This window comes from Streptomyces sp. NPDC006140 (assembly GCF_040628815.1).
In the GTDB taxonomy this organism is placed as follows: domain Bacteria; phylum Actinomycetota; class Actinomycetes; order Streptomycetales; family Streptomycetaceae; genus Streptomyces.
In genome coordinates, this window is record NZ_JBEXTS010000002.1 from 173,399 (window position 1) to 192,112 (window position 18,714).

The 18,714-nt window shown below is 73.3% G+C and carries 19 protein-coding genes; 11 read left to right on the forward strand and 8 right to left on the reverse strand.

From position 1 onward, the window contains the following. Positions 1 to 64: 64 nt before the first annotated feature. Positions 65 to 1,060: an ABC transporter permease gene (locus tag ABZ386_RS06035; RefSeq protein WP_356671694.1), complete on the reverse strand. Its 996-nt coding sequence runs from the start codon at positions 1,058 to 1,060 to the stop codon at positions 65 to 67. Between the two features lie 125 nt (positions 1,061 to 1,185). Between ABZ386_RS06035 and ABZ386_RS06040 the strand changes: the two genes are divergently transcribed. The 8 genes from ABZ386_RS06040 to ABZ386_RS06075 all read left to right on the forward strand — a co-directional run bounded on the left by ABZ386_RS06040 (position 1,186) and on the right by ABZ386_RS06075 (position 8,214). Beyond that, on the forward strand, positions 1,186 to 1,833 hold the full coding sequence (locus ABZ386_RS06040; RefSeq protein ID WP_351344624.1) for a TetR/AcrR family transcriptional regulator: 648 nt from the start codon (positions 1,186 to 1,188) through the stop codon (positions 1,831 to 1,833). Between the two features lie 113 nt (positions 1,834 to 1,946). Further along, positions 1,947 to 2,249, forward strand: a complete 303-nt coding sequence (locus ABZ386_RS06045) for an urease subunit gamma (protein ID WP_031114989.1) — start codon at positions 1,947 to 1,949, stop codon at positions 2,247 to 2,249. 14 nt (positions 2,250 to 2,263) lie between these two features. Further along, the gene (locus tag ABZ386_RS06050; RefSeq protein WP_351344619.1) at positions 2,264 to 2,575 is read left to right on the forward strand and encodes an urease subunit beta; all 312 of its coding nucleotides are present in this window, start codon (positions 2,264 to 2,266) and stop codon (positions 2,573 to 2,575) included. After that, positions 2,568 to 4,289 (forward strand): urease subunit alpha, encoded by a 1,722-nt coding sequence (locus ABZ386_RS06055; protein WP_355722680.1) that lies wholly within the window; start codon positions 2,568 to 2,570, stop codon positions 4,287 to 4,289. The genes ABZ386_RS06050 and ABZ386_RS06055 overlap by 8 nt, the downstream gene beginning before the upstream one ends. A gap of 13 nt (positions 4,290 to 4,302) precedes the next feature. Beyond that, complete coding sequence (locus ABZ386_RS06060) at positions 4,303 to 4,977, forward strand: urease accessory UreF family protein (RefSeq protein ID WP_358963831.1); 675 nt, start codon at positions 4,303 to 4,305, stop codon at positions 4,975 to 4,977. A 57-nt stretch (positions 4,978 to 5,034) separates the two neighbouring features. After that, a complete protein-coding gene (ureG, locus tag ABZ386_RS06065; RefSeq protein ID WP_351344610.1) occupies positions 5,035 to 5,718 on the forward strand; it encodes an urease accessory protein UreG in 684 nt (227 codons plus the stop codon). Then, positions 5,715 to 6,482 (forward strand): urease accessory protein UreD, encoded by a 768-nt coding sequence (locus tag ABZ386_RS06070; protein WP_358963834.1) that lies wholly within the window; start codon positions 5,715 to 5,717, stop codon positions 6,480 to 6,482. The genes ureG and ABZ386_RS06070 overlap by 4 nt, the downstream gene beginning before the upstream one ends. A gap of 130 nt (positions 6,483 to 6,612) precedes the next feature. Further along, positions 6,613 to 8,214 carry an alpha/beta hydrolase gene (locus ABZ386_RS06075; RefSeq protein WP_351344605.1) on the forward strand — a complete coding sequence of 534 codons (1,602 nt, stop codon included), beginning with the start codon at positions 6,613 to 6,615 and terminating at the stop codon, positions 8,212 to 8,214. Positions 8,215 to 8,265: 51 nt separating this feature from the next. Here the strand turns inward: ABZ386_RS06075 and ABZ386_RS06080 are convergent, their stop codons facing one another. Both ABZ386_RS06080 and ABZ386_RS06085 read right to left on the reverse strand, forming a co-directional pair. Continuing rightward, complete coding sequence (locus ABZ386_RS06080) at positions 8,266 to 9,300, reverse strand: NAD-dependent epimerase/dehydratase family protein (protein WP_355727312.1); 1,035 nt, start codon at positions 9,298 to 9,300, stop codon at positions 8,266 to 8,268. A gap of 58 nt (positions 9,301 to 9,358) precedes the next feature. Next, the gene (locus ABZ386_RS06085) at positions 9,359 to 10,078 is read right to left on the reverse strand and encodes a lysophospholipid acyltransferase family protein (protein WP_355727310.1); all 720 of its coding nucleotides are present in this window, start codon (positions 10,076 to 10,078) and stop codon (positions 9,359 to 9,361) included. A 268-nt stretch (positions 10,079 to 10,346) separates the two neighbouring features. Here ABZ386_RS06085 and ABZ386_RS06090 point away from each other — a divergent pair, with 268 nt between their 5' ends. After that, positions 10,347 to 10,802: an RpiB/LacA/LacB family sugar-phosphate isomerase gene (locus tag ABZ386_RS06090; protein WP_351344596.1), complete on the forward strand. Its 456-nt coding sequence runs from the start codon at positions 10,347 to 10,349 to the stop codon at positions 10,800 to 10,802. Between the two features lie 22 nt (positions 10,803 to 10,824). On the opposite strand, the gene ABZ386_RS06095 is transcribed toward ABZ386_RS06090, so the two are convergent. The 5 genes from ABZ386_RS06095 to ABZ386_RS06115 all read right to left on the reverse strand — a co-directional run bounded on the left by ABZ386_RS06095 (position 10,825) and on the right by ABZ386_RS06115 (position 17,539). Next, complete coding sequence (locus tag ABZ386_RS06095; protein WP_355728010.1) at positions 10,825 to 12,075, reverse strand: SpoIIE family protein phosphatase; 1,251 nt, start codon at positions 12,073 to 12,075, stop codon at positions 10,825 to 10,827. A 67-nt stretch (positions 12,076 to 12,142) separates the two neighbouring features. Beyond that, positions 12,143 to 14,599, reverse strand: a complete 2,457-nt coding sequence (locus ABZ386_RS06100) for a SpoIIE family protein phosphatase (RefSeq protein WP_351344590.1) — start codon at positions 14,597 to 14,599, stop codon at positions 12,143 to 12,145. A gap of 205 nt (positions 14,600 to 14,804) precedes the next feature. Further along, positions 14,805 to 16,067, reverse strand: coding sequence for an ornithine--oxo-acid transaminase (gene rocD / locus ABZ386_RS06105; RefSeq protein WP_358963837.1), 1,263 nt, complete (start codon positions 16,065 to 16,067; stop codon positions 14,805 to 14,807). After that, entirely contained in the window at positions 16,064 to 16,894 is an 831-nt protein-coding gene (ddaH, locus tag ABZ386_RS06110) for a dimethylargininase (RefSeq protein ID WP_355725048.1), read from the reverse strand. The genes rocD and ddaH overlap by 4 nt, the downstream gene beginning before the upstream one ends. Before the next feature lie 126 nt (positions 16,895 to 17,020). Continuing rightward, positions 17,021 to 17,539 (reverse strand): Lrp/AsnC family transcriptional regulator, encoded by a 519-nt coding sequence (locus ABZ386_RS06115; protein WP_358963840.1) that lies wholly within the window; start codon positions 17,537 to 17,539, stop codon positions 17,021 to 17,023. A gap of 55 nt (positions 17,540 to 17,594) precedes the next feature. On the opposite strand from ABZ386_RS06115, the gene ABZ386_RS06120 reads away from it, so the two are divergent. Together ABZ386_RS06120 and ABZ386_RS06125 are read left to right on the forward strand one after the other, a co-directional pair. Then, on the forward strand, positions 17,595 to 18,344 hold the full coding sequence (locus ABZ386_RS06120; protein WP_114250682.1) for a LytTR family DNA-binding domain-containing protein: 750 nt from the start codon (positions 17,595 to 17,597) through the stop codon (positions 18,342 to 18,344). A gap of 2 nt (positions 18,345 to 18,346) precedes the next feature. Beyond that, the gene (locus ABZ386_RS06125) at positions 18,347 to 18,709 is read left to right on the forward strand and encodes a hypothetical protein (RefSeq protein ID WP_114257298.1); all 363 of its coding nucleotides are present in this window, start codon (positions 18,347 to 18,349) and stop codon (positions 18,707 to 18,709) included. Positions 18,710 to 18,714 lie beyond the last annotated feature (5 nt).

Here is an 18,714-nt window from a genome sequence, read left to right on the forward strand (position 1 = left end):
AAAAGGCCGCGCACCCCTGTCCGCTACGGCGGGGGTGCGCGGCCGTTCCGTGCGGACCGGCGGCTCAGCCGACGGTCGCGAGGCTGCGTGTGTCGCCCGTGGGGGTGCCGCTCTCCTTCCGCGTCTTGAGCGAACCGCCGAGCAGTACGGCGCACAGGCCCAGCACCGCCCACCAGGTCAGGGTCAGGGCGGGGCCGGTCGCCGCCGCGCCGTCGAAGTAGGCCACCGAGCGCAGCAGGGTCGTCCCCGCGCCGGGCGGCAGCCACTGGCCGATCGTGCCGACCGGCTCCGGCAGCATCTGCGGTGCCGACGACGCCCCGGAGAAGGGGTTGCCGAGCAGCATCACCGTGACCGCCGCGATCCCCGTGCCGGCGGTGCCGACCAGGGCGGCGAGTCCGGCGACGGCGCCGCTGACGGCCAGCGCGGACAGGCCGAGCACCGCCGCCTCGGCCCACCAGTCGCCCGTGAGCACCCCGAGCCAGCTGTCCGCGATCCCGGCGGCGACCACGCCCACCAAGGCGGACGCGCCGAGCAGTGCGGTCGCGGCCCGGACGCCGCGCAGCCCCAGCAGTGTGACCACGGCGCCGGCCGCGATGCCGGCCAGGGCGAGCGGCAGCACGGAGGCGGTCACCGCCGCGCCGCGCGGATCGCTCGCCGGGGCGGGTACGACGTCGACCGTCCTGACCTGTGTGCCCTCGGCGGAGGCATGCTTGGCGACGGCCTGCTGGAGGAACTGTGCGACGACCGGCCCCGCGGCGGACGCGGTGAGCAGCTCGGGGCCCTGGGGTGTGACCACCACCGCCCCGTACACGCTCCGGTCCTCGACGGCGTCCCGGGCGGCGGCCTCGTCGGCGTAGCGGTGGATCTCGAACGCGCCCTCGTGCTGCTCGAGTCCCTTCTCCACCTGGGCCGCCGCCGCGGGCGGTCCGGCGACGCCCAGCGGCAGGTCGCGAGGCGCGGTACGGGTGGCCGGCCAGGCGAAGGCCCACAGGGCCAGGGCCGCGAGCACGGGGACGAGCACGACGACCGCGATCACGCGGCGGGTGCTGGTGGAAGGCATGAGGGTCTCCTGTGGGCGAACGGAACCGGAGCATTAAAAAGAAGGATCGTTCGTTTTGCTCTTCCTTCACCGTGCTCCGACCGCCGCTCCTTGTCAAGAAGGAATATTCGTTTTACGTTGTGACCATGGCCCGCGTGTCCCAGGAACACCTCGACGCCCGCCGCCGTCAGATCCTCGACGGCGCCGCGCTCTGCTTCGCCCGCAACGGCTTCCACGCCACGTCCATGCAGGACGTGCTGAAGGAGGTCGGCCTCTCCGCCGGTGCCGTCTACCGCTACTTCAGCGGCAAGGAGGAACTGATCGGCGCGATCGTCGGCGAGGTGCTCGGCTCGGTCCGCGCCGCCTTCGAGGAGGCGCTGCGGCAGAGCCCGCCCCCGCCGCCGGACGAACTCGTCGCGACCGTCCTGGGCACGGTGCTCGCCTCCCGCGAGTCCCTGCGTATCGACGGCAGGCCCGCGTTCCCGAGCCTCGTCATCCAGGTGTGGCCGGAGACGCTGCGCAACGAGGAACTGGCGGCCGTCCTGCGGGAGGGCTACGGCTCCGTCCGCGCGGCCTGGGCGAAGATCGTGGAGGACTACCAGCGGGCCGGGATGATGCGGCCGGACATCGAGCCGGACCATGTGGCCCGCACGATGATCGCCGCCGTGCTCGGGTTCATCGCCCAGCAGTCCCTCTTCGGCCCCACCCCGGTCGAGGTCCTCCGGGACGGTCTGCGGGCCCTGACGAGCATGCGCGACGACCGCGGCCCGGCCGATGGATCACCGCTCGGTTAACGTGCCCGAAACGCGGTCCAACTAGCCTGCCGCTCCACGCCACCTGGCACTTTGCCCCGTGGCCGCGGCACCCGGACCCCGCACGGTCCGGAGCGAGGACTGTGAGGTGGGACGTGCAACTGACCCCGCACGAGCAAGAGCGACTGCTGATCCATGTGGCGGCGGACGTGGCCGAGAAGCGCCGGGCCCGCGGGCTCAGGCTCAACCACCCCGAGGCGGTCGCCCTCATCACGTCGCACATCCTCGAAGGCGCCCGGGACGGCCGGACCGTCGCCGAACTGATGGCCTCCGGGCGCAAGCTGCTCACCCGGGACGACGTCATGGAGGGCGTCCCCGAGATGATCCACGACGTCCAGGTCGAGGCCACCTTCCCCGATGGCACCAAGCTCGTCACCGTCCACGAGCCGATCGTCTGAGAGGGGGTCCGAGCATGATTCCCGGAGAGATCCTCTTCGCCGACGGCCCGATTGCCTACAACGAGGGCCGCGACGTCACCCGGCTCACCGTCCTCAACGCCGCCGACCGGCCCGTCCAGGTCGGCTCCCACTACCACTTCGCCGAGGCCAACCCCGGTCTGGAGTTCGACCGTGCCGCCGCGCGCGGCAAGCGGCTGAACGTCGCCGCCGGCACGGCCGTGCGCTTCGAGCCCGGGATCCCCGTCGACGTCGAACTCGTTCCGCTCAGCGGCGCCCGGATCGTGCCCGGCCTGCGCGGGGAGACCGGAGGTGCCCTCGATGCCTGAGATCTCGCGTGCCGCGTACGCCGACCTGTTCGGCCCGACCACCGGCGACCGGATCCGGCTCGCCGACACCGATCTGCTCGTCGAGATCGAGGAGGATCGTTCCGGCGGCCCCGGGCGCTCCGGCGACGAGGCCGTGTTCGGCGGCGGCAAGGTCATCCGCGAGTCCATGGGCCAGGCGCGTGCCACGCGTGCCGAGGGCACCCCGGACACCGTCATCACCGGCGCGGTGATCATCGACCACTGGGGCATCGTCAAGGCCGACGTCGGCATCCGCGACGGCCGGATCACCGGCATCGGCAAGGCCGGCAACCCCGACACCATGGACGGCGTCCACCCGGACCTGGTCATCGGCCCGGAGACCGAGATCATCGCCGGCAACGGGCGGATCCTCACAGCCGGCGCGATCGACGCGCATGTCCACTTCATCTGCCCCCAGATCGCCGACGAGGCACTGTCCTCGGGCATCACGACCCTGGTCGGCGGCGGCACCGGCCCGGCCGAGGGCTCCAAGGCCACCACGGTGACCCCCGGCCCCTGGCACCTGGCCCGGATGCTGGAGGCCATGGAGGCCTACCCGCTCAACATCGGCTTCCTCGGCAAGGGCAACACCGTCTCCCACGAGGCGATGCTGTCGCAGATCCGCGGCGGCGCGCTCGGCCTGAAGCTGCACGAGGACTGGGGCTCCACCCCGGCCGTCATCGACGCCTCGCTGACCGTCGCCGAGCAGACGGGCATCCAGGTCGCCATCCACACGGACACCCTCAACGAGGCCGGGTTCGTCGGCGACACGCTCGCCGCGATCGCCGGGCGGGGCATCCACGCGTACCACACCGAGGGCGCGGGCGGCGGACACGCGCCGGACATCATGACCGTGGTCTCCGAGTCGTACGTGCTGCCCAGCTCCACCAACCCGACCCGGCCGTTCACCGTCAACACCGCCGAGGAACACCTCGACATGCTGATGGTGTGCCACCACCTCAACCCGGCCGTGCCGGAGGACCTGGCCTTCGCCGAGTCGCGGATCCGGCCGTCCACCATCGGGGCCGAGGACATCCTCCACGACCTCGGCGCGATCTCGATCATCTCCTCCGACTCCCAGGCCATGGGGCGCGTGGGCGAGGTCGTCATGCGGACCTGGCAGACCGCGCACGTGATGAAACGGCGGCGGGGCGCGCTGCCCGGGGACGGACGGGCCGACAACCACCGGGTCCGCCGCTACGTCGCCAAGTACACGATCAACCCCGCCCTCGCCCAGGGCCTGGCCCGCGAGATCGGGTCGGTGGAGAGCGGCAAGCTGGCCGACCTGGTCCTGTGGGAGCCGGCGTTCTTCGGCGTCAAGCCGCAGCTCGTCATCAAGGGCGGGCAGATCGCGTACGCGCAGATGGGCGACGCCAACGCCTCCATCCCGACCCCGCAGCCGGTCCTGCCCCGGCCGATGTACGGGGCGATCGGCCGGGCCCCGGCCGCGAACTCCTTCAACTTCGTCGCCCCGCTCGCCATCGAGGACGGGCTGCCGGAGCGGCTGGGCCTCGGCAAGCGGTTCACGGCGATCGAGTCGACACGCGGGGTCACCAAGGCCGACATGCGCGAGAACGACGCGCGGCCCGAGGTACGGGTCGACCCCGACAGCTTCGCCGTGCACATCGACGGGGAACTGGTCGAGGCGTCACCGGCGGCCGAGCTGCCCATGGCGCAGCGGTACTTCCTCTTCTGAAGGCGGGGTTGCGATGTCGCGCGCGGCGCTTCTCGTCCTGGCCGACGGCCGCTTCCCCGCCGGCGGTCACGCGCACTCCGGCGGGGCCGAGGCGGCGGTCAAGGCCGGGCGGATCAGCGGGGCGGCGAGCCTCGCGGACTTCTGCCGGGGGCGGCTGCACACCTCGGGGCTGGTGGCCGCGGCCCTGTCGGCGGCCGCGGCGCTCGGGATCGACCCCGTCGCGCTGGACCGCGCCGCGGACGCCCGTACGCCGTCGCCCGCGCTGCGGCTCGCCGCGCGCAAGCTGGGGCGGCAGCTGATGCGGGCCGCCCGGACGACCTGGCCGTCCGCCGAGCTGGACGCCCTGGGCCGGGAGTTCCCCAAGGGCGCCCACCAGCCGGTGGTGCTCGGGCTGGCGGCCCGGGCGGCGGGCCTGGGACCGGTCGACGCGGCGTACTGCGCGGCGTACGAGAGCGTCAGCGGACCGGCCACGGCGACCGTGCGGTTGCTGAGCCTGGACCCCTTCGACGCGACGGGCGTGCTGGCCCGGCTGGCGCCGGAGGTGGACCGGGTCGCGGACCGGGCGGTGGAGGCGGCGCGCCGGGTCGTCGTCGAAGGAGTCGACGCCCTGCCGGCGGGGTCGGCGCCCCTGCTGGAGATCGGGGCGGAGGCGCACGCGGGGTGGCCGGTGCGGCTCTTCGCCTCCTAGCCGGCGGCCCGTCACCCACCGCGTCGAATCAGTCGGACAAGAACGTAGGAGCCGTACATGCACCTCGACCACAGCCACAGCCATGACGGACCGGCCGCCGTCGGTGCCGACGCGCACCGCCCCGACGGCAGCCGCCGCGCCCTGCGCATCGGCCTCGGCGGGCCCGTGGGGTCCGGGAAGACCGCGACCGTCGCCGCGCTCTGCCGGGCGCTGCGGGACGAGCTGTCCCTCGCCGTCGTCACCAACGACATCTACACCCGGGAGGACGCCGAGTTCCTGCTCCGGGAAGCCGTGCTGCCGCCCGAGCGGATCACCGCCGTGGAGACGGGAGCCTGCCCGCACACCGCGATCCGGGACGACATCTCCGCCAACCTGGAAGCCGTCGAGGACCTGGAGGACGCCGTCGGCCCGCTGGACCTGGTGCTCGTGGAGTCCGGCGGGGACAACCTGACCGCGACCTTCTCCAAGGGGCTCGTCGACGCGCAGATCTTCGTGATCGACGTGGCCGGGGGCGATGACATCCCCCGCAAGGGCGGACCGGGCGTGACCACCGCCGACCTGCTCGTCGTCAACAAGACCGACCTCGCCCCGTACGTCGGATCCGACCTCGCCCGCATGGCCGCCGACGCCAAGGCGCAGCGGGCCGAACTGCCGGTCGTCTTCCAGTCGCTGCGCAGCGAGGCCGGGGTGGCCGACGTCGCCGCGTGGGTGCGCGCGCAGCTCGCCGCCTGGGCGGCATGAGCGTGAGCGGCTCCGCCGGGGTGCGGTCCGTCGCGAGGATCCTGGCCCGGGACGACGGACGGGGCGGGACCTCCCTGCCCGTGCTGGAGAGCGACGGGCCCCTGGCGCTGCGGCGCACCCGGGCCGGCGGCAGCGAGGCGCGGGCCATGCTGGTCGGCGCGATGAGCGGACCGCTGGGCGGTGACCACTTCACCGTGGAGGCCCGGGCGGAGGAGGGCGCGCGGCTGTCCGTCGGATCGGCCGCCGCCACCATCGCGCTGCCCGGGCAGGCGAAGGGCGAGGCGCGCTACGACGTCCGGCTCGACGTCGCCGATGGAGCCGAACTGCACTGGCTGCCCGAGCAGTTGATCTCCGCGCAGGCCAGCGACCTGTACGTCACGACCCGTGCCGAAGTCGCCGCCACGGGCCGGCTGGTCCTGCGCGAGGAGCAGGTGCTCGGACGGTCCGGTGAGACGCCCGGGCGGCTGACGAGCCGGCTGACCGTGCGGGTCGCCGGCCGGGTGGTGCTCGACCAGGAACTGGCGTGCGGTCCCGGCGCGCCGGGCGGCTGGGACGGCCCCGCCGTGCTCGCGGGACACCGGGCGGTGGGACAGCTCGTCGTCGTACGGCCCGAGTTCGCCGCCGAACCGGTGCCGGCCCGGTCCCTGGGCGAGGGGGCCTGTCTCGTGCCGCTCGCCGGGCCCGCCGCGCTGGTGACCGCCGTGGCGCCGGACGCCCTGCGGCTGCGGCGGCTGCTCGACGAGGCCCTGGCCTCCCTCGCCTGACCGTCCGTAGAGCAGACGCGGTTCTCCGTTTATCGGATTGGCAAAGAAGGTCACCACCCCCTGTTCTCAGGCGCCTCCCAGCCGAGAGGATCCCCCGTACTGATCGCAACTTCGTGCGGGGAGGTCCCACTTGAGGGGTACGAGACCGAAGAGGCGGGTGGCGGCGCTCGGTTCGGCCGGCGCGCTCGTCACGGCCACGCTGATAGCCGGCGCCGTCGCGGCGCCCACGGCGAACGCGAGCGCGGGCAGCGGCCCCGGCCAGGACCGTGAGGCCCGGGGCGCCGCCATCGCCGCCGACCGGGCCGCGAAGGCCGGCATCGACTGGCAGGACTGCCCCGCCGACTGGAACCTGGCCAAGCCGATCCAGTGCGGGTACGTCACCGTGCCGCTCGACTACGCCAAGCCGTACGGCAAGCAGATCAAGCTCGCCGTCGACCGCATCGGCAACACAGGCACCAAGGACGAGCGGCAGGGCGCGCTCATCTACAACCCCGGCGGCCCCGGCGGCTCCGGACTGCGCTTCCCGACCCGGGTCACCGGCAAGAACCCCATCTGGGCCAACACGGCCAAGGCGTACGACTTCGTGGGCTTCGACCCGCGCGGCGTCGGCAAGTCCACGCCCATCTCCTGCGTCGACCCGCAGGAGTTCGTCAAGGCGCCCAAGATGGACCCGGTGCCCGACTCCGAGGCCGACAAGCTCGCCCAGCGCAAGCTGGCCCGCGAGTACGCCGACGGCTGCTACGAGCGCAGCGGCTGGATGCTGCCGCACATGACCACGCCGAACACCGCGCGCGACCTCGACGTCATCCGCGCCGCCCTCGGCGAGAAGAAGCTCAACTACCTCGGCGTCTCCTACGGCACCTACCTCGGCGCCGTCTACGGCACCCTCTTCCCCGGCCACGTGCGCCGCATGGTCGTCGACAGCGTCGTCAACCCGTCCCGGGAGAAGATCTGGTACCAGGCCAACCTGGACCAGGACGTCGCCTTCGAGGGCCGCTGGAAGGACTGGCAGGACTGGGTCGCCAAGAACGACGCGACCTACCACCTCGGCGACACCCGCGCCGAGGTCCAGCAGCAGTGGCTGAAGCTGCGCGCCACCGCGAAGAAGAACCCGATCGGCGGGGTCGTCGGCCCGGCCGAGCTGATCTCCTTCTTCCAGGGCGCCCCGTACTACGACTCCCAGTGGGCCCCGGTCGCCTCGGTCTTCAGCAAGTACGTCGCCGGGGACACCCAGGCGCTGGTCGACGCCGCCGCCCCCGACCTGTCGGACACCGCGGGCAACGCCGCCTCGGAGAACGGCAACGCCGTGTACACGGCCGTCGAGTGCGCCGACGCCAAGTGGCCCACCAGCTGGCAGCGGTGGGACCGCGACAACACGCGGCTCCACCGGGACTACCCGTTCCTGACCTGGGCCAACGCGTGGATGAACCTCCCGTGCGCCACCTGGCCGGTCAAGCAGCAGACGCCGCTGGACGTGAAGACCGGCAAGGGCCTGCCGCCGGTGCTGATCGTGCAGTCCGAGCGGGACGCGGCCACCCCGTACGAGGGTGCCGTCGAACTGCACAAGCGGTTCAAGGGCTCCCGCCTGATCACCGAGAAGGACGCGGGCTCCCACGGCGTCACCGGCCTCGTCAACCCGTGCGTCAACACCCGGGTGGACAGCTACCTGCTCACCGGCAAGCTCGACGGCGCGGACGTGACGTGCGCGCCGCACGCCACGCCGAAGCCGTAGCGGCCGACCGTACGGCGGGAAGGGGCGGCCGGAGCACCGGCCGCCCCTTCCTCATGCCTGCCGGGCCGCGAACCAGGCGTCCTCCGCCGCGTAGTCGAAGAGGTCCGGGTAGATCCGCGCGAGGGCGGGGAACGCCTCCCGCCAGTCCTGTTCGGAGAGCCGGCGGGTGAGCCAGTCGACCGTCTCCGGCAGGCTGTCGGCGTAGGACACGACCGGCCGGTAGCCCAACTCCCGCTCCGCCGCGGACATGTCGCACACCACGGGCAGGGGTGTCGACCAGGGCGAACGGCCCACGGACGGCGCCGGCTCGGGCCCGTCCAGCAGGACGGTGTCCGTCTCCACGCCCATGACCGCGTCGATCGCCGCCCCGATCTCCGACACCGTCGGCGGGTGCGGATCGCAGGCGTTGAGCGCGCGCGAGCCCGGCCGGGCCGCCGCCAGCCGGATCAGCTCGGCGATGTTGCGGGCGGCCGCCGGGTGGAACAGGCTCTCGCCCCGGTGGGCGAGCACGCGCCTGCGCCGGCCGTCGAGGTTCCTTTTCACGAAGTACAGCTCGCGGGGGAGCGGGCTGCGGGGACCGTGGACCGCGCCGGCGCGCAGCAGCGTGGTGGGCAACCGGTCGCCCGCCGCGAGGAGTTCCTGCTCCAGAGCGGCCTTGCCGGTGCTGTACGTGGCGTCCCCCGGCGGGACCGTCGGCTGGTCCTCCCCGATCGGCACGGGATACTCCGGGAAGCCGTCCGGCTCGTCCATCGTGTCGAAGCCCCGGCCCTTGCCGTCCTCGTAGACCGACACCGTGGACACGACCACGGCCGAGCCGATCCGGTCGGCCAGGCGCGTCAACTGCCGGGCGTGCCGGGCCCCGTAGGCGACGACGTCGACCACGAGAGCGCAGCCGTCGCCGATCAGCTCGGCCAGCGCCGCGTCGTCCTCGCGGTCCAGCCGCTCCGCCCGCACTCCCTCGGGCCAGTCCTCGTCCCGGCCGCCGCCGCGTGAGGCTGCCGTCACCTCCCAGCCGTCCCGCGCCAGCGCCGCCACCGCCGGCCGCCCGATCTGCCCGGTTGCCCCGATCACCACAGCACGTCTCATGCCGTGACCGTAGAGCGCGGGGGAGAGCCGGGGCCCGGGGTTCTGCCGACAGCAGACCTCAACCGAGGGGCATGCGGGGGAACTTCCGCTCCTTCGCGGCGGCGGCCTCCTCGGCCTTCACGACGGCCGCGTACTGGTCGACGTACTCCTGCTCGGACAGCGAGAGGATCGCGTACATGATCTCGTCGGTGATGGCGCGCAGGATGGCCTTCTCGTTCTCCATGCCCTCGTACCGGGAGAAGTCGAGGGGCTCGCCGAAGCGGATCACCACGGGGTGGATGTTGGGGATGACCTTGCCGGGCGGCTGCGCCTCGAAGGTGCCGATCATGGCGCAGGGCACCACCGGGACGCCGGCCTTCAGGGCCATCACCGCGACACCGACCTTGCCCTTGTAGAGCCGGCCGTCGTGCGAGCGCGTGCCCTCGGGGTAGATGCCGAGCAACTCGCCCTTGCTCAGCACGCCGAGGCCCTCGCGGATCGCGGCCTGGCCCGCGTCCTTGCCGGAGCGGTCGACCGGGATCTGCCCCGCGCTGCGGAAGAACGAGGCCGTCAGGCGGCCCTTGATGCCCGGTCCCGTGAAGTACTCGGCCTTCGCGAGGAAGGTGATGCGCCGCTTGAGAACCGCGGGCATCAGGAAGTGGTCCGAGAACGACAGGTGATTGCCGGCGATGATGGCGGCGCCCTCCGACGGCACGTGCTCCAGGCCCTCTATTCGAGGCCGGAAGACCAGTCTGAGCAGCGGGCCCAGCAGCACGTATTTCAGCAGGTAATAGAACAAAGCGGGCGCTCCTCGACTCTCGCGGTGGACTCAACCGCCGCGTTCCAGCAGGTCAACCGGCATGTCGTGGGGTGTCAGTGTAGGTGCAGGGGCAGCCGCCGGGCACCTCGTGCGCCGGTACCGCACAGATCCTTTGCCGATTGACTGACGGTCAGTCAGGCGGGTGTGTGCGGTGGTGCTCCTGCGCCTGGGAGACGTCAGAGGGGCCGGTGTGCTGCTCCGTACGGGTGACCGGCGGGCCGGGACCCCGCCGAGTACCCTGCGACCTATGCGGATCTCTGTTTCCTCGGACATGGACGAGCCCGTCGCCCGCTCCCTCGTGGCCGCGCTGCGCGACCGGGGACACGAGGTGCGCCCGCACGGCGCGCTGCGCCCCGGGGACGACCCGCAGTGGGCGGTCTGCTCCGAGGCCGCGGCCCGCGAGGTCGCCGACGGGACGGCCGACCAGGCCGTGGTGTGCTGCTGGACGGGCACGGGCGCGTCGATCGCCGCCAACAAGGTGCCCGGCGTACGGGCGGCGCTGTGCACGGACGCCTACACCGCTGACGGGGCCCGCCGCTGGAACGACGCCAACGTGCTGGCGCTCAGCCTGCGGCTGACGTCCGAACCGCTGCTGAAGGAGATCCTCGACGCGTGGTTCGGGGCCGAGCCCAGCGCGGACGCCGAGGACCGGCAGAACGTGGACCGCGTCCGGCTGCTCGACCACGGCAGGACCCGCAGGTAGGGCCGGACGACGGGCCCTGGATCTACAGCCGCACGATGATGAGCGCCGTGTCGTCGGTGGCGCCGCCGGGCGGCAGCAGCTCCAGCAGGACGGTGTCGGCGAGGGTCTCCGGGTCCTGGTCGCGGTGGTCGCGCAGGGCGTCGGCGAGCCGGGCCAGGCCCACGTCGATGTCCTCGCGGCGCCGTTCGACCAGGCCGTCGGTGTAGAGCACCAGCGTGGCGCCCGGCGTGAACGTGGTGTCCGCCTGGGGCCTGGGAATCGGGTCGGGGCGGGCGTCGAGCGGTGTGTCGGTGGCCCGGTCGAGGAACTCGGTGCGGCCGTCGGGGTGGACCAGCACCGGCGGGAGATGGCCGGCGCTGCTGTAGCTGACGGTGTTCCGGTCGAAGTCGATGAACGTCGTCACCGCGGTCGCCGACTCGGCCCCGTCGACCACGTTCGCGTACCGCCCCAGCACGTCCAGGGCCTGCGCCGGGCCCTCCGCGACCCGGGAGGCCGCGCTGAGCGCGCTGCGCAGCTGGCCCATGACCCCGGCGGCCGCCAGCCCGTGCCCGACCACGTCGCCCACGGACACGCCGATCCGGTTGCCGCCCACCAGGTCGACGAGGTCGTACCAGTCCCCGCACACGTTGAGCGCGCCCACCGCCGGCCGATAGCGGACGGCGGCCCGGTGGTGGTGGCGGACCTGGCGGCCGGCCGGCAGCATCGCCTCCTGCAGGGCCAGCGCCACCTCCCGCTCCCGGGAGTGCGCGAGGCGCAGCCGCTCGTTCAGCTCCTGGAGCTCCCGGGCGCGGGTGTACAGCTCGGCCTCCAGCACCCGCGCGCGGCTGTTCCGGCCCGCCCGGTTCCCGCCCGAGCGGCCCCGGGCCCGGATCAGCTCCGTGACCTCCTCGACGCGGTGCACGATCAGCATCACCTTCCCGTCGGGGCCCAGCAGCGGCGCGTTCACCGGGCTCCAGTAGCGCTCTTCCCACTCCCCGGGGCGCTCGGGGTCCTGGACGTCGTAGCGCTGGAGCGCCATGGTGTCGCGCTCGCCGGTGGCCAGGACGCGGTAGAGCGAGGCCTCCAGGTTGCGCACGCCCGTCGCGGCCGGGTCGTTGGGGTTGTCCGGGAAGACGTCGAACAGATAGCGGCCGACCAGCTGCTCGCGGGGGCGGCCGGAGACGCGGACGAACTCCTCGTTGACGTCCGCGTACACGAGCGCGGGTGTCAGGAGCGCCACCATGCCGGGCAGGGCCTGGAACACCGCCGCGTAGTCGATCGCCGTATCCGCCATGGCTGCCGCCTCACCGCTGCCGGGATCACACCAGTTTCCCACGGTATGTACGAAGCGGGACCCGATATCACGCCGGGAGATCCGTCAGGGACTGCTCGGCCCAGATGATCTTCCCCTCGGGGATGAACCGCGTGCCCCACCGCTGGGTGAGCTGGGAGACCAGCAGCAGTCCGCGCCCGCCCTCGTCCGTGGTGCGGGGGTGGCGCAGATGGGGCGCGGTCGCGCCGCCGTCGAAGACCTCGCAGACCAGGGCCCGCTCGCGGATCAGCCGGAGCCGGATCGGCCCGTCCGAGTACCGCATGGCGTTGGTGACCAGCTCGCTCACCACCAGTTCCGTGGTGAAGACCAGCTCCTCCAGGCCCCAGCGCGAAAGCTGCCGGGTGGCCGCGCGGCGGGCCTCGGCGACGACGGCCGGGTCGCAGGGCAGGTCCCAGGCCGCGACCTGGTCGGCGCCGAGACGTTTCGTCCGGGCCATCAGCAGCGCCACGTCGTCGTACGGGCGCGCCGGGACCAGCGCGTCGACCACGGCCCTGCAGTGCGCGTCGAGCGGCCCCGCCCGCTCCAGCGCCCTGCGCAGCCGCTCCCGGCCCGCGTCGACCGCCCAGGTCTCGCCACGGGCCAGCAGCCCGTCGGTGTGCAGCGCCAGCGTGCTGCCCTCCGCCAGGGACAGCTCGACCGCCTCGAAGGGCGGGCCGCCCACACCGAGCGGCGGCCCCTGCGGGAGATCGACGAACGAGACCGAACCGTCGGGCAGGACCACGGCCGGCGCGGGGTGGCCCGCGGCGGCCATCGCACACCGGCCGTCGACGGGGTCGTAGACGACGTACAGGCACCCGGAGCCCACGGACTGCCCGCTGCCGGTGCCCGCCGCGCCCGGCTCGACGCCCTGCTCCCGCGCCGAGCGCGCCACCAGGTCGTCGAGGTGGGCCAGCACCTCCTCGGGCGTCAGGTCCAGCGCGGCCAGCGTCCGCACGGCGGTCCGCAGCTGCCCCATGGCCGCGGCGGCGTCGATGCCGTGCCCGGGGACCTCGCCCACGACGAGCGCCACGCGCGCCCCGGACAGCGGGATGAGGTCGTACCAGTCGCCGCCCAGGCCGGTCAGCTCGTCCGCCGGCCGGTAGCACGCGGCCACCTCGACGGCGTCCTGCTCGGGCAGCCGGTGGGGGAGCAGACTGCGCTGCAGGACGAGCGCGGCGTCGCGCTCGCGCGTGTAGCGGCGGGCGTTGTCCACGCAGACGGCCGCCCGGGCGACGAGGTCCTCGGCCAGGCGCAGGTCCTCCTCGTCGAAGGGCTCCCGGCGGTCGCGCCGGAAGAAGGAGGTGACGCCCAGGGTGGTCCCACGGGAGCGGATCGGCACGGTCATCGCGCTCTGCGGCCCCGGCTCCAGGAAGGCGGCCCGCCGGTCACCCGGGACGTCCTCGGCCCACTCCCGGGCCGGCGGATCGAGCCGCTCCGCACGCCAGGACCGTCCCGTGGCCAGGGAGCGGGCCGGGGGCGACCCGGCCAGATAGGCCACGGCGTCGCCGATCCCGACGGCCGTCTCCGGCAGGCCGTCCTCCGTCGAACGGTGTCCGGCCCGGCGCAGTGCCGGCGCTTCCGTGTCCGCGAACGGCCCCGGAGCCGGCTCGGCCCCGCGCAGCACCGTCTCCAGCAGGTCCACGGTGACGAAGTCGGCCAGTCCCGGCACGGCCACGTCCGCCAGTTCCTGCGCCGTGCGCACCAGGTCCAGGCTGCGGCCGATGCTCTGCCCCGCCCGGTCGAGCAGCGCCAGCCGCTGCCGGGCGCGGTGCCGCTCGGTCATGTCGACGACCGTGTAGTACACGCCTATCGGGCGGCCCCGGTCGTCCTCGAGCCGGGTGAAGGACAGCATGTGCGCGGTCTCGCGCAGCGGCGCCGACCGGATCTGGCCCACGTGCTCGTACCCGACCACGGCCTCCCCGGTCTCCAGCACGTGCCGCATCTGCGCCTCGACCGCCTGGGCGTCCATGCCTGGCTGCACGTCCGCGAAGCGCAGGCCCAGCCGGCGCGGTGCCGGTCCGCCGCCGAACTGCTCCAGGGCGGTGTTCGACCACACGAAACGCAGGTCCGTGTCCACGATCGCGATCCCGACCGGGGCGTCGGACACCATCCGCTCCAGCACCGTGCGGCTCATGTCCCAGCCGGGCGCGTCGGCCAGCTCCGACAGCAGCACCAGCCAGCGCGAGCCGCCGTGGGCCTCGTCGGCCGAGGTGATCCGGGCCATGACCCGCACCGGCTGCCCGTCCCGGCGGCGGACCGTCAGCAGCCCCGTCCAGCCGCCGTCCCTGCGGCACCGCTCGACCAGGTCCGGCACGCGCTGCGCGTCCTCGGCGGTCAGCAGGTCGGCCAGCTTCCTGCCGACCGCCTCGGACGCCGGGTACGCCAGCAGCCGCCGGGCGGCGCCGGTCCAGCCCGTCACCACGCCCTGCGGATCGAGCAACAGGGGCGCGGCGTCGGCCACGTCGAACCGTTGCCGGCCAACGCCGTACTCCTCGTGTGCGCCCACGGCCGACCTCTCTGTCGCTGAGAGTGGTCTACCACCTCTTGCACCAATCTTCACCCTTCCCGCAGGAGCGGGCGGCTTGGACGGGGCCGGTCGGGCGGCTGCGGGAGGGGTGGCCGGGCCGGTTGCGCGGAGCGGGCGGCGGCTCCGAGGAGGTCGGTCGGTGGGCCGGTGCGGGCCGAGCGCGCGCTCGCTCGGCCCGTGGAGGTCAGTCCCGTTGCACGAGTACCTTCTCCAGGGCCCCGAGCGCCCCTTCGAGTTCCTCGCCGGTGATGGTGAGCGGCGGTGCCAGGCGGATCGTCGAGCCGTGGGTGTCCTTCGCCAGGATCCCCTCCCGCATGAGGCGCTCGCTGATCTCGCGCCCCGTGCCGAGCGCGGGGTCGACGTCGACGCCCGCCCACAGGCCGCGCGAGCGGAAGCCGACCACGCCCTTGCCGACCAGCCGCGCCAGGCCCTCGCGCAGGACCACGCCCAGTTCGGCCGCCCGGCGCTGGAACTCGCCCGTCTCCAGCAGTTCGACCACCGCCGTGCCGACCGCCGCCGCCAGCGGGTTGCCGCCGAAGGTCGAGCCGTGCTCGCCCGGGTGCAGCACCCCGAGCACCTCCCGGCGCCCCACCACCGCCGACACCGGCACGATGCCGCCGCCCAGCGCCTTGCCCAGCAGCACCACGTCCGGGACCACCGACTCGTGCTCGACCGCCAGGGTGCTGCCCGTCCGGCCGAGCCCGGACTGGATCTCGTCCGCCACGAACAGACAGCCCTTGCGGCGGGTCAGCTCGCGCACGCCGGCCAGGTAGCCGTCGTCCGGGACGATCACCCCGGCCTCGCCCTGAATCGGCTCGATCAGCACCGCCGCCGTCGTCTCGTCGACCGCCTCCTCGATGGCGGCCAGGTCGTTGTACGGCACGATCCGGAAGCCCGGGGTGAACGGCCCGAAGCCGGTCCGGGCGGTCTCGTCCGTGGAGAAGCTGACGATCGTCGTCGTCCGGCCGTGGAAGTTGTCCGCCGCCACCACGATCGTGGCCCGGTCCGCCGGGACGCCCTTGACGTCGTAGGCCCACTTGCGGGCCACCTTCACGCCGCTCTCGACCGCCTCCGCGCCGGTGTTCATGGGCAGCACCATGTCCTGCCCGGTCAGCGCGGCCAGCCGCTCGGCGAACTCCGCCAGCCGGTCGTTGTGGAAGGCCCGGGAGGTCAGGGTCAGCCGGTCGAGCTGGTGGTGGGCCGCCTCGACCAGCGCCGGGTGCCGGTGGCCGAAGTTGAGCGCCGAGTACCCGGCCAGCATGTCGAGGTAGCGACGGCCCTCCACGTCCTCCACCCAGGTGCCCTCGGCGCGGGCGACGACCACGGGCAGCGGGTGGTAGTTGTGCGCGAGGACCGGCTCCTCCGCGCGGATCAGCTCCGCGGAGCCGCGGCTCCGCTGCGCGGCGGGGGTCTGCTGCGAGCCCTGGGTGCGGACGGGTGCGGTCATGAGCGGATCTCCCGGATCTCCTGGGTGCAGCACTTGATGCCGCCACCGGCCTTGCGGAACTCGGACAGGTCGACGGGGACGGGGACGTAGCCGCGGTCGGCCAGCTGCCCGGCCAGGCCCGTCGCCCCCGGCGAGACGAACACGTGGCGCCCGTCGGAGACGGAGTTGAGCCCGAACGCCAGCGCGTCCTCGCGGGTGGCGAGCACCGCGTCCGGGTACAGCCGGGCCAGCACCTCGCGGCTGCCCGGCGAGAACGCCTCGGGGTAGTAGGCGATGTTCCCGTCGTGCCCCTCGTCGAGGACGAACAGCGCCGTGTCCAGGTGGTAGAAGTACGGATCCACCAGCGTCAGGCTGATCACCGGCCTCCCGAAGTACTCCTGCACCTCACTGTGGGCCTCCCGGGTCGTACGGAAGCCCGTCCCGGCCAGGATCCAGCGCCCGGCCGGCACCAGATCGCCCTCGCCCTCGCAGACCGACTCGGGGTGGTACACCTCGTAGCCCTCCGTCTTGAACCACGCCTCGTACGGCACGGACTCGGGACGGCGCTCGGGCGCGTGGAAGAGGGAGCCGAAGACGCGGCCGTCGACGACGACCGCCGCGTTCGCGGCGAAGACCATGTCGGGCAGGCCGGGCACGGGTTTCACAGTGTCCACGGTATGGCCGTGGGCCCGGTAGGCGTCGACCAGCGCCTGCCACTGGTCCAGGGCGCGGAGCACGTCGACGGGTTCGTCGGGGTGCATCCACGGGTTGATCGCGTACTGCACGGCGAAGTGTCTGGGTTCGCAGACGAGGTAGCGCCGCCGGCGCGGCACACGGGAGTCGGGCACAGAGGGGTCCCTCCGCTTCCTCACGGTGTGTGACTGGGGGTTGACACAACGGTAGGAACTGCCGGAGGGGGACGACAAGAAACAAAGGTTGCGCGTGCGCGCAGGAACGCTGCGTCTTACGGCCGGTCAGCGCACGTCTGCTGCGCCGCCGGGGGGCTCCTCCGGCGCGGCCTGGCTGGCCCCCGCCTCCGGGCTCTCCGGGAGCAGATGCGACAGCACCATCACGCTGATCGTCTTCCGGATGAACGGCTCCTGGCGGATCCGCTCCAGCACCTCCTCGAAGTGCTCCACGTCCCGGGCCCGCACGTGCAGCAGCGCGTCCGCGCCGCCGGTCACGGTCATCGCCGCGGTGATCTCCGGGTAGTCGCGCACGACCTCCGCCAGCCGCCGCGGCGGCGCCGCGCCCTCGCAGTACACCTCGACGTAGGCCTCCGTGCGCCAGCCCAGCGCCGACGGCTTCACCGTGGCCGTGAACCCCGTGATCACGCCCGCCTCGCGCAGCCGGTCGACCCGCCGCTTGACCGCCGTGGCCGACAGCCCGATCGCCGTGCCGATCTCCGCGAACGACGTCCTGGCGTTCGCCATCAACGCGGTGATGATCTTCCGGTCGAGTTCGTCGAACGCCGCGGACGACCTGCTGTTCATGCGGGCACTGTATCCACGTGTCCGAACAGCGGGGATCGCCCTACACTCCGGGTTCATGCTGCGCGCCCTGGCTGTCGACGACGAACGCCCCTCGCTCGAGGAACTGCTCTACCTGCTGCAGGCCGACCCCCGCATCGGCAGCGCGGAGGGCGCAGGCGACGCGACCGAGGCCCTGCGCCGCATCAACCGTGCCCTGGAATCCGGCCCCGGCGGGCCCGAGGCGATCGACGTCGTCTTCCTCGACATCCAGATGCCCGGCCTCGACGGGCTCGACCTGGCCCGGCTGCTCACCGGCTTCGCCCGGCCGCCGCTCGTCGTGTTCGTCACCGCCCACGAGGACTTCGCCGTGCAGGCCTTCGACCTCAAGGCCGTCGACTACGTCCTCAAGCCCGTCCGCAAGGAACGCCTCGCCGAGGCCGTCCGCCGGGCCGCCGAGCTGCGCGGCGCGGCCCCGCGCATACCCGTCAGCGAACCCGACCCGGACCACATACCCGTCGAGCTGGGCGGCGTGACCCGGTTCGTCGCCGTCGACGACATCACCCACGTCGAGGCCCAGGGCGACTACGCCCGCCTGCACACCGACAAGGGCAGCCACCTGGTGCGCATCCCGCTGTCCACCCTGGAGGAGCGCTGGCGCTCCCGCGGCTTCGTCCGCATCCACCGCCGCCACCTCGTCGCCCTGCGCCACATCGGCGAACTCCGCCTCGACGCCGGCACCGTCAGCGTCCTCGTCGGCTCCGAGGAACTCCAGGTCAGCCGGCGCCACACGCGCGAACTGCGCGACCTGCTCATGAGGAGGCCGTGACGGTGCCCCAGGACCACACCGAGCGCCGCGTCGTCGTCACCGGCCCGCCCCGCCAGACCCGACGGACCTCCTCGGGCTACTACCGCCCGCGCACCGAGATCGACGAACAGACCACCCTCGGCCACACCTACGTCCGCTCCCTGATGCGCACCCAGCTGCGCGCCGCCCTCACCGTCTTCGCCATCCTCGGCCTGCTCGTCGGCCCGCTCCCGCTGCTGTTCGCCGCCCTGCCCGACGCCCGCCGCCTGGAGTGGGCCGTCCTCGGCTTCGGCCTCTACCTCCCCCTGGTCCTGCTCGCCCGCTGGTACGTCCGCCGCGCCGAACGCAACGAGCGCGACTTCGTCCGCCTCGTCGAAGACCGCTGACCCCG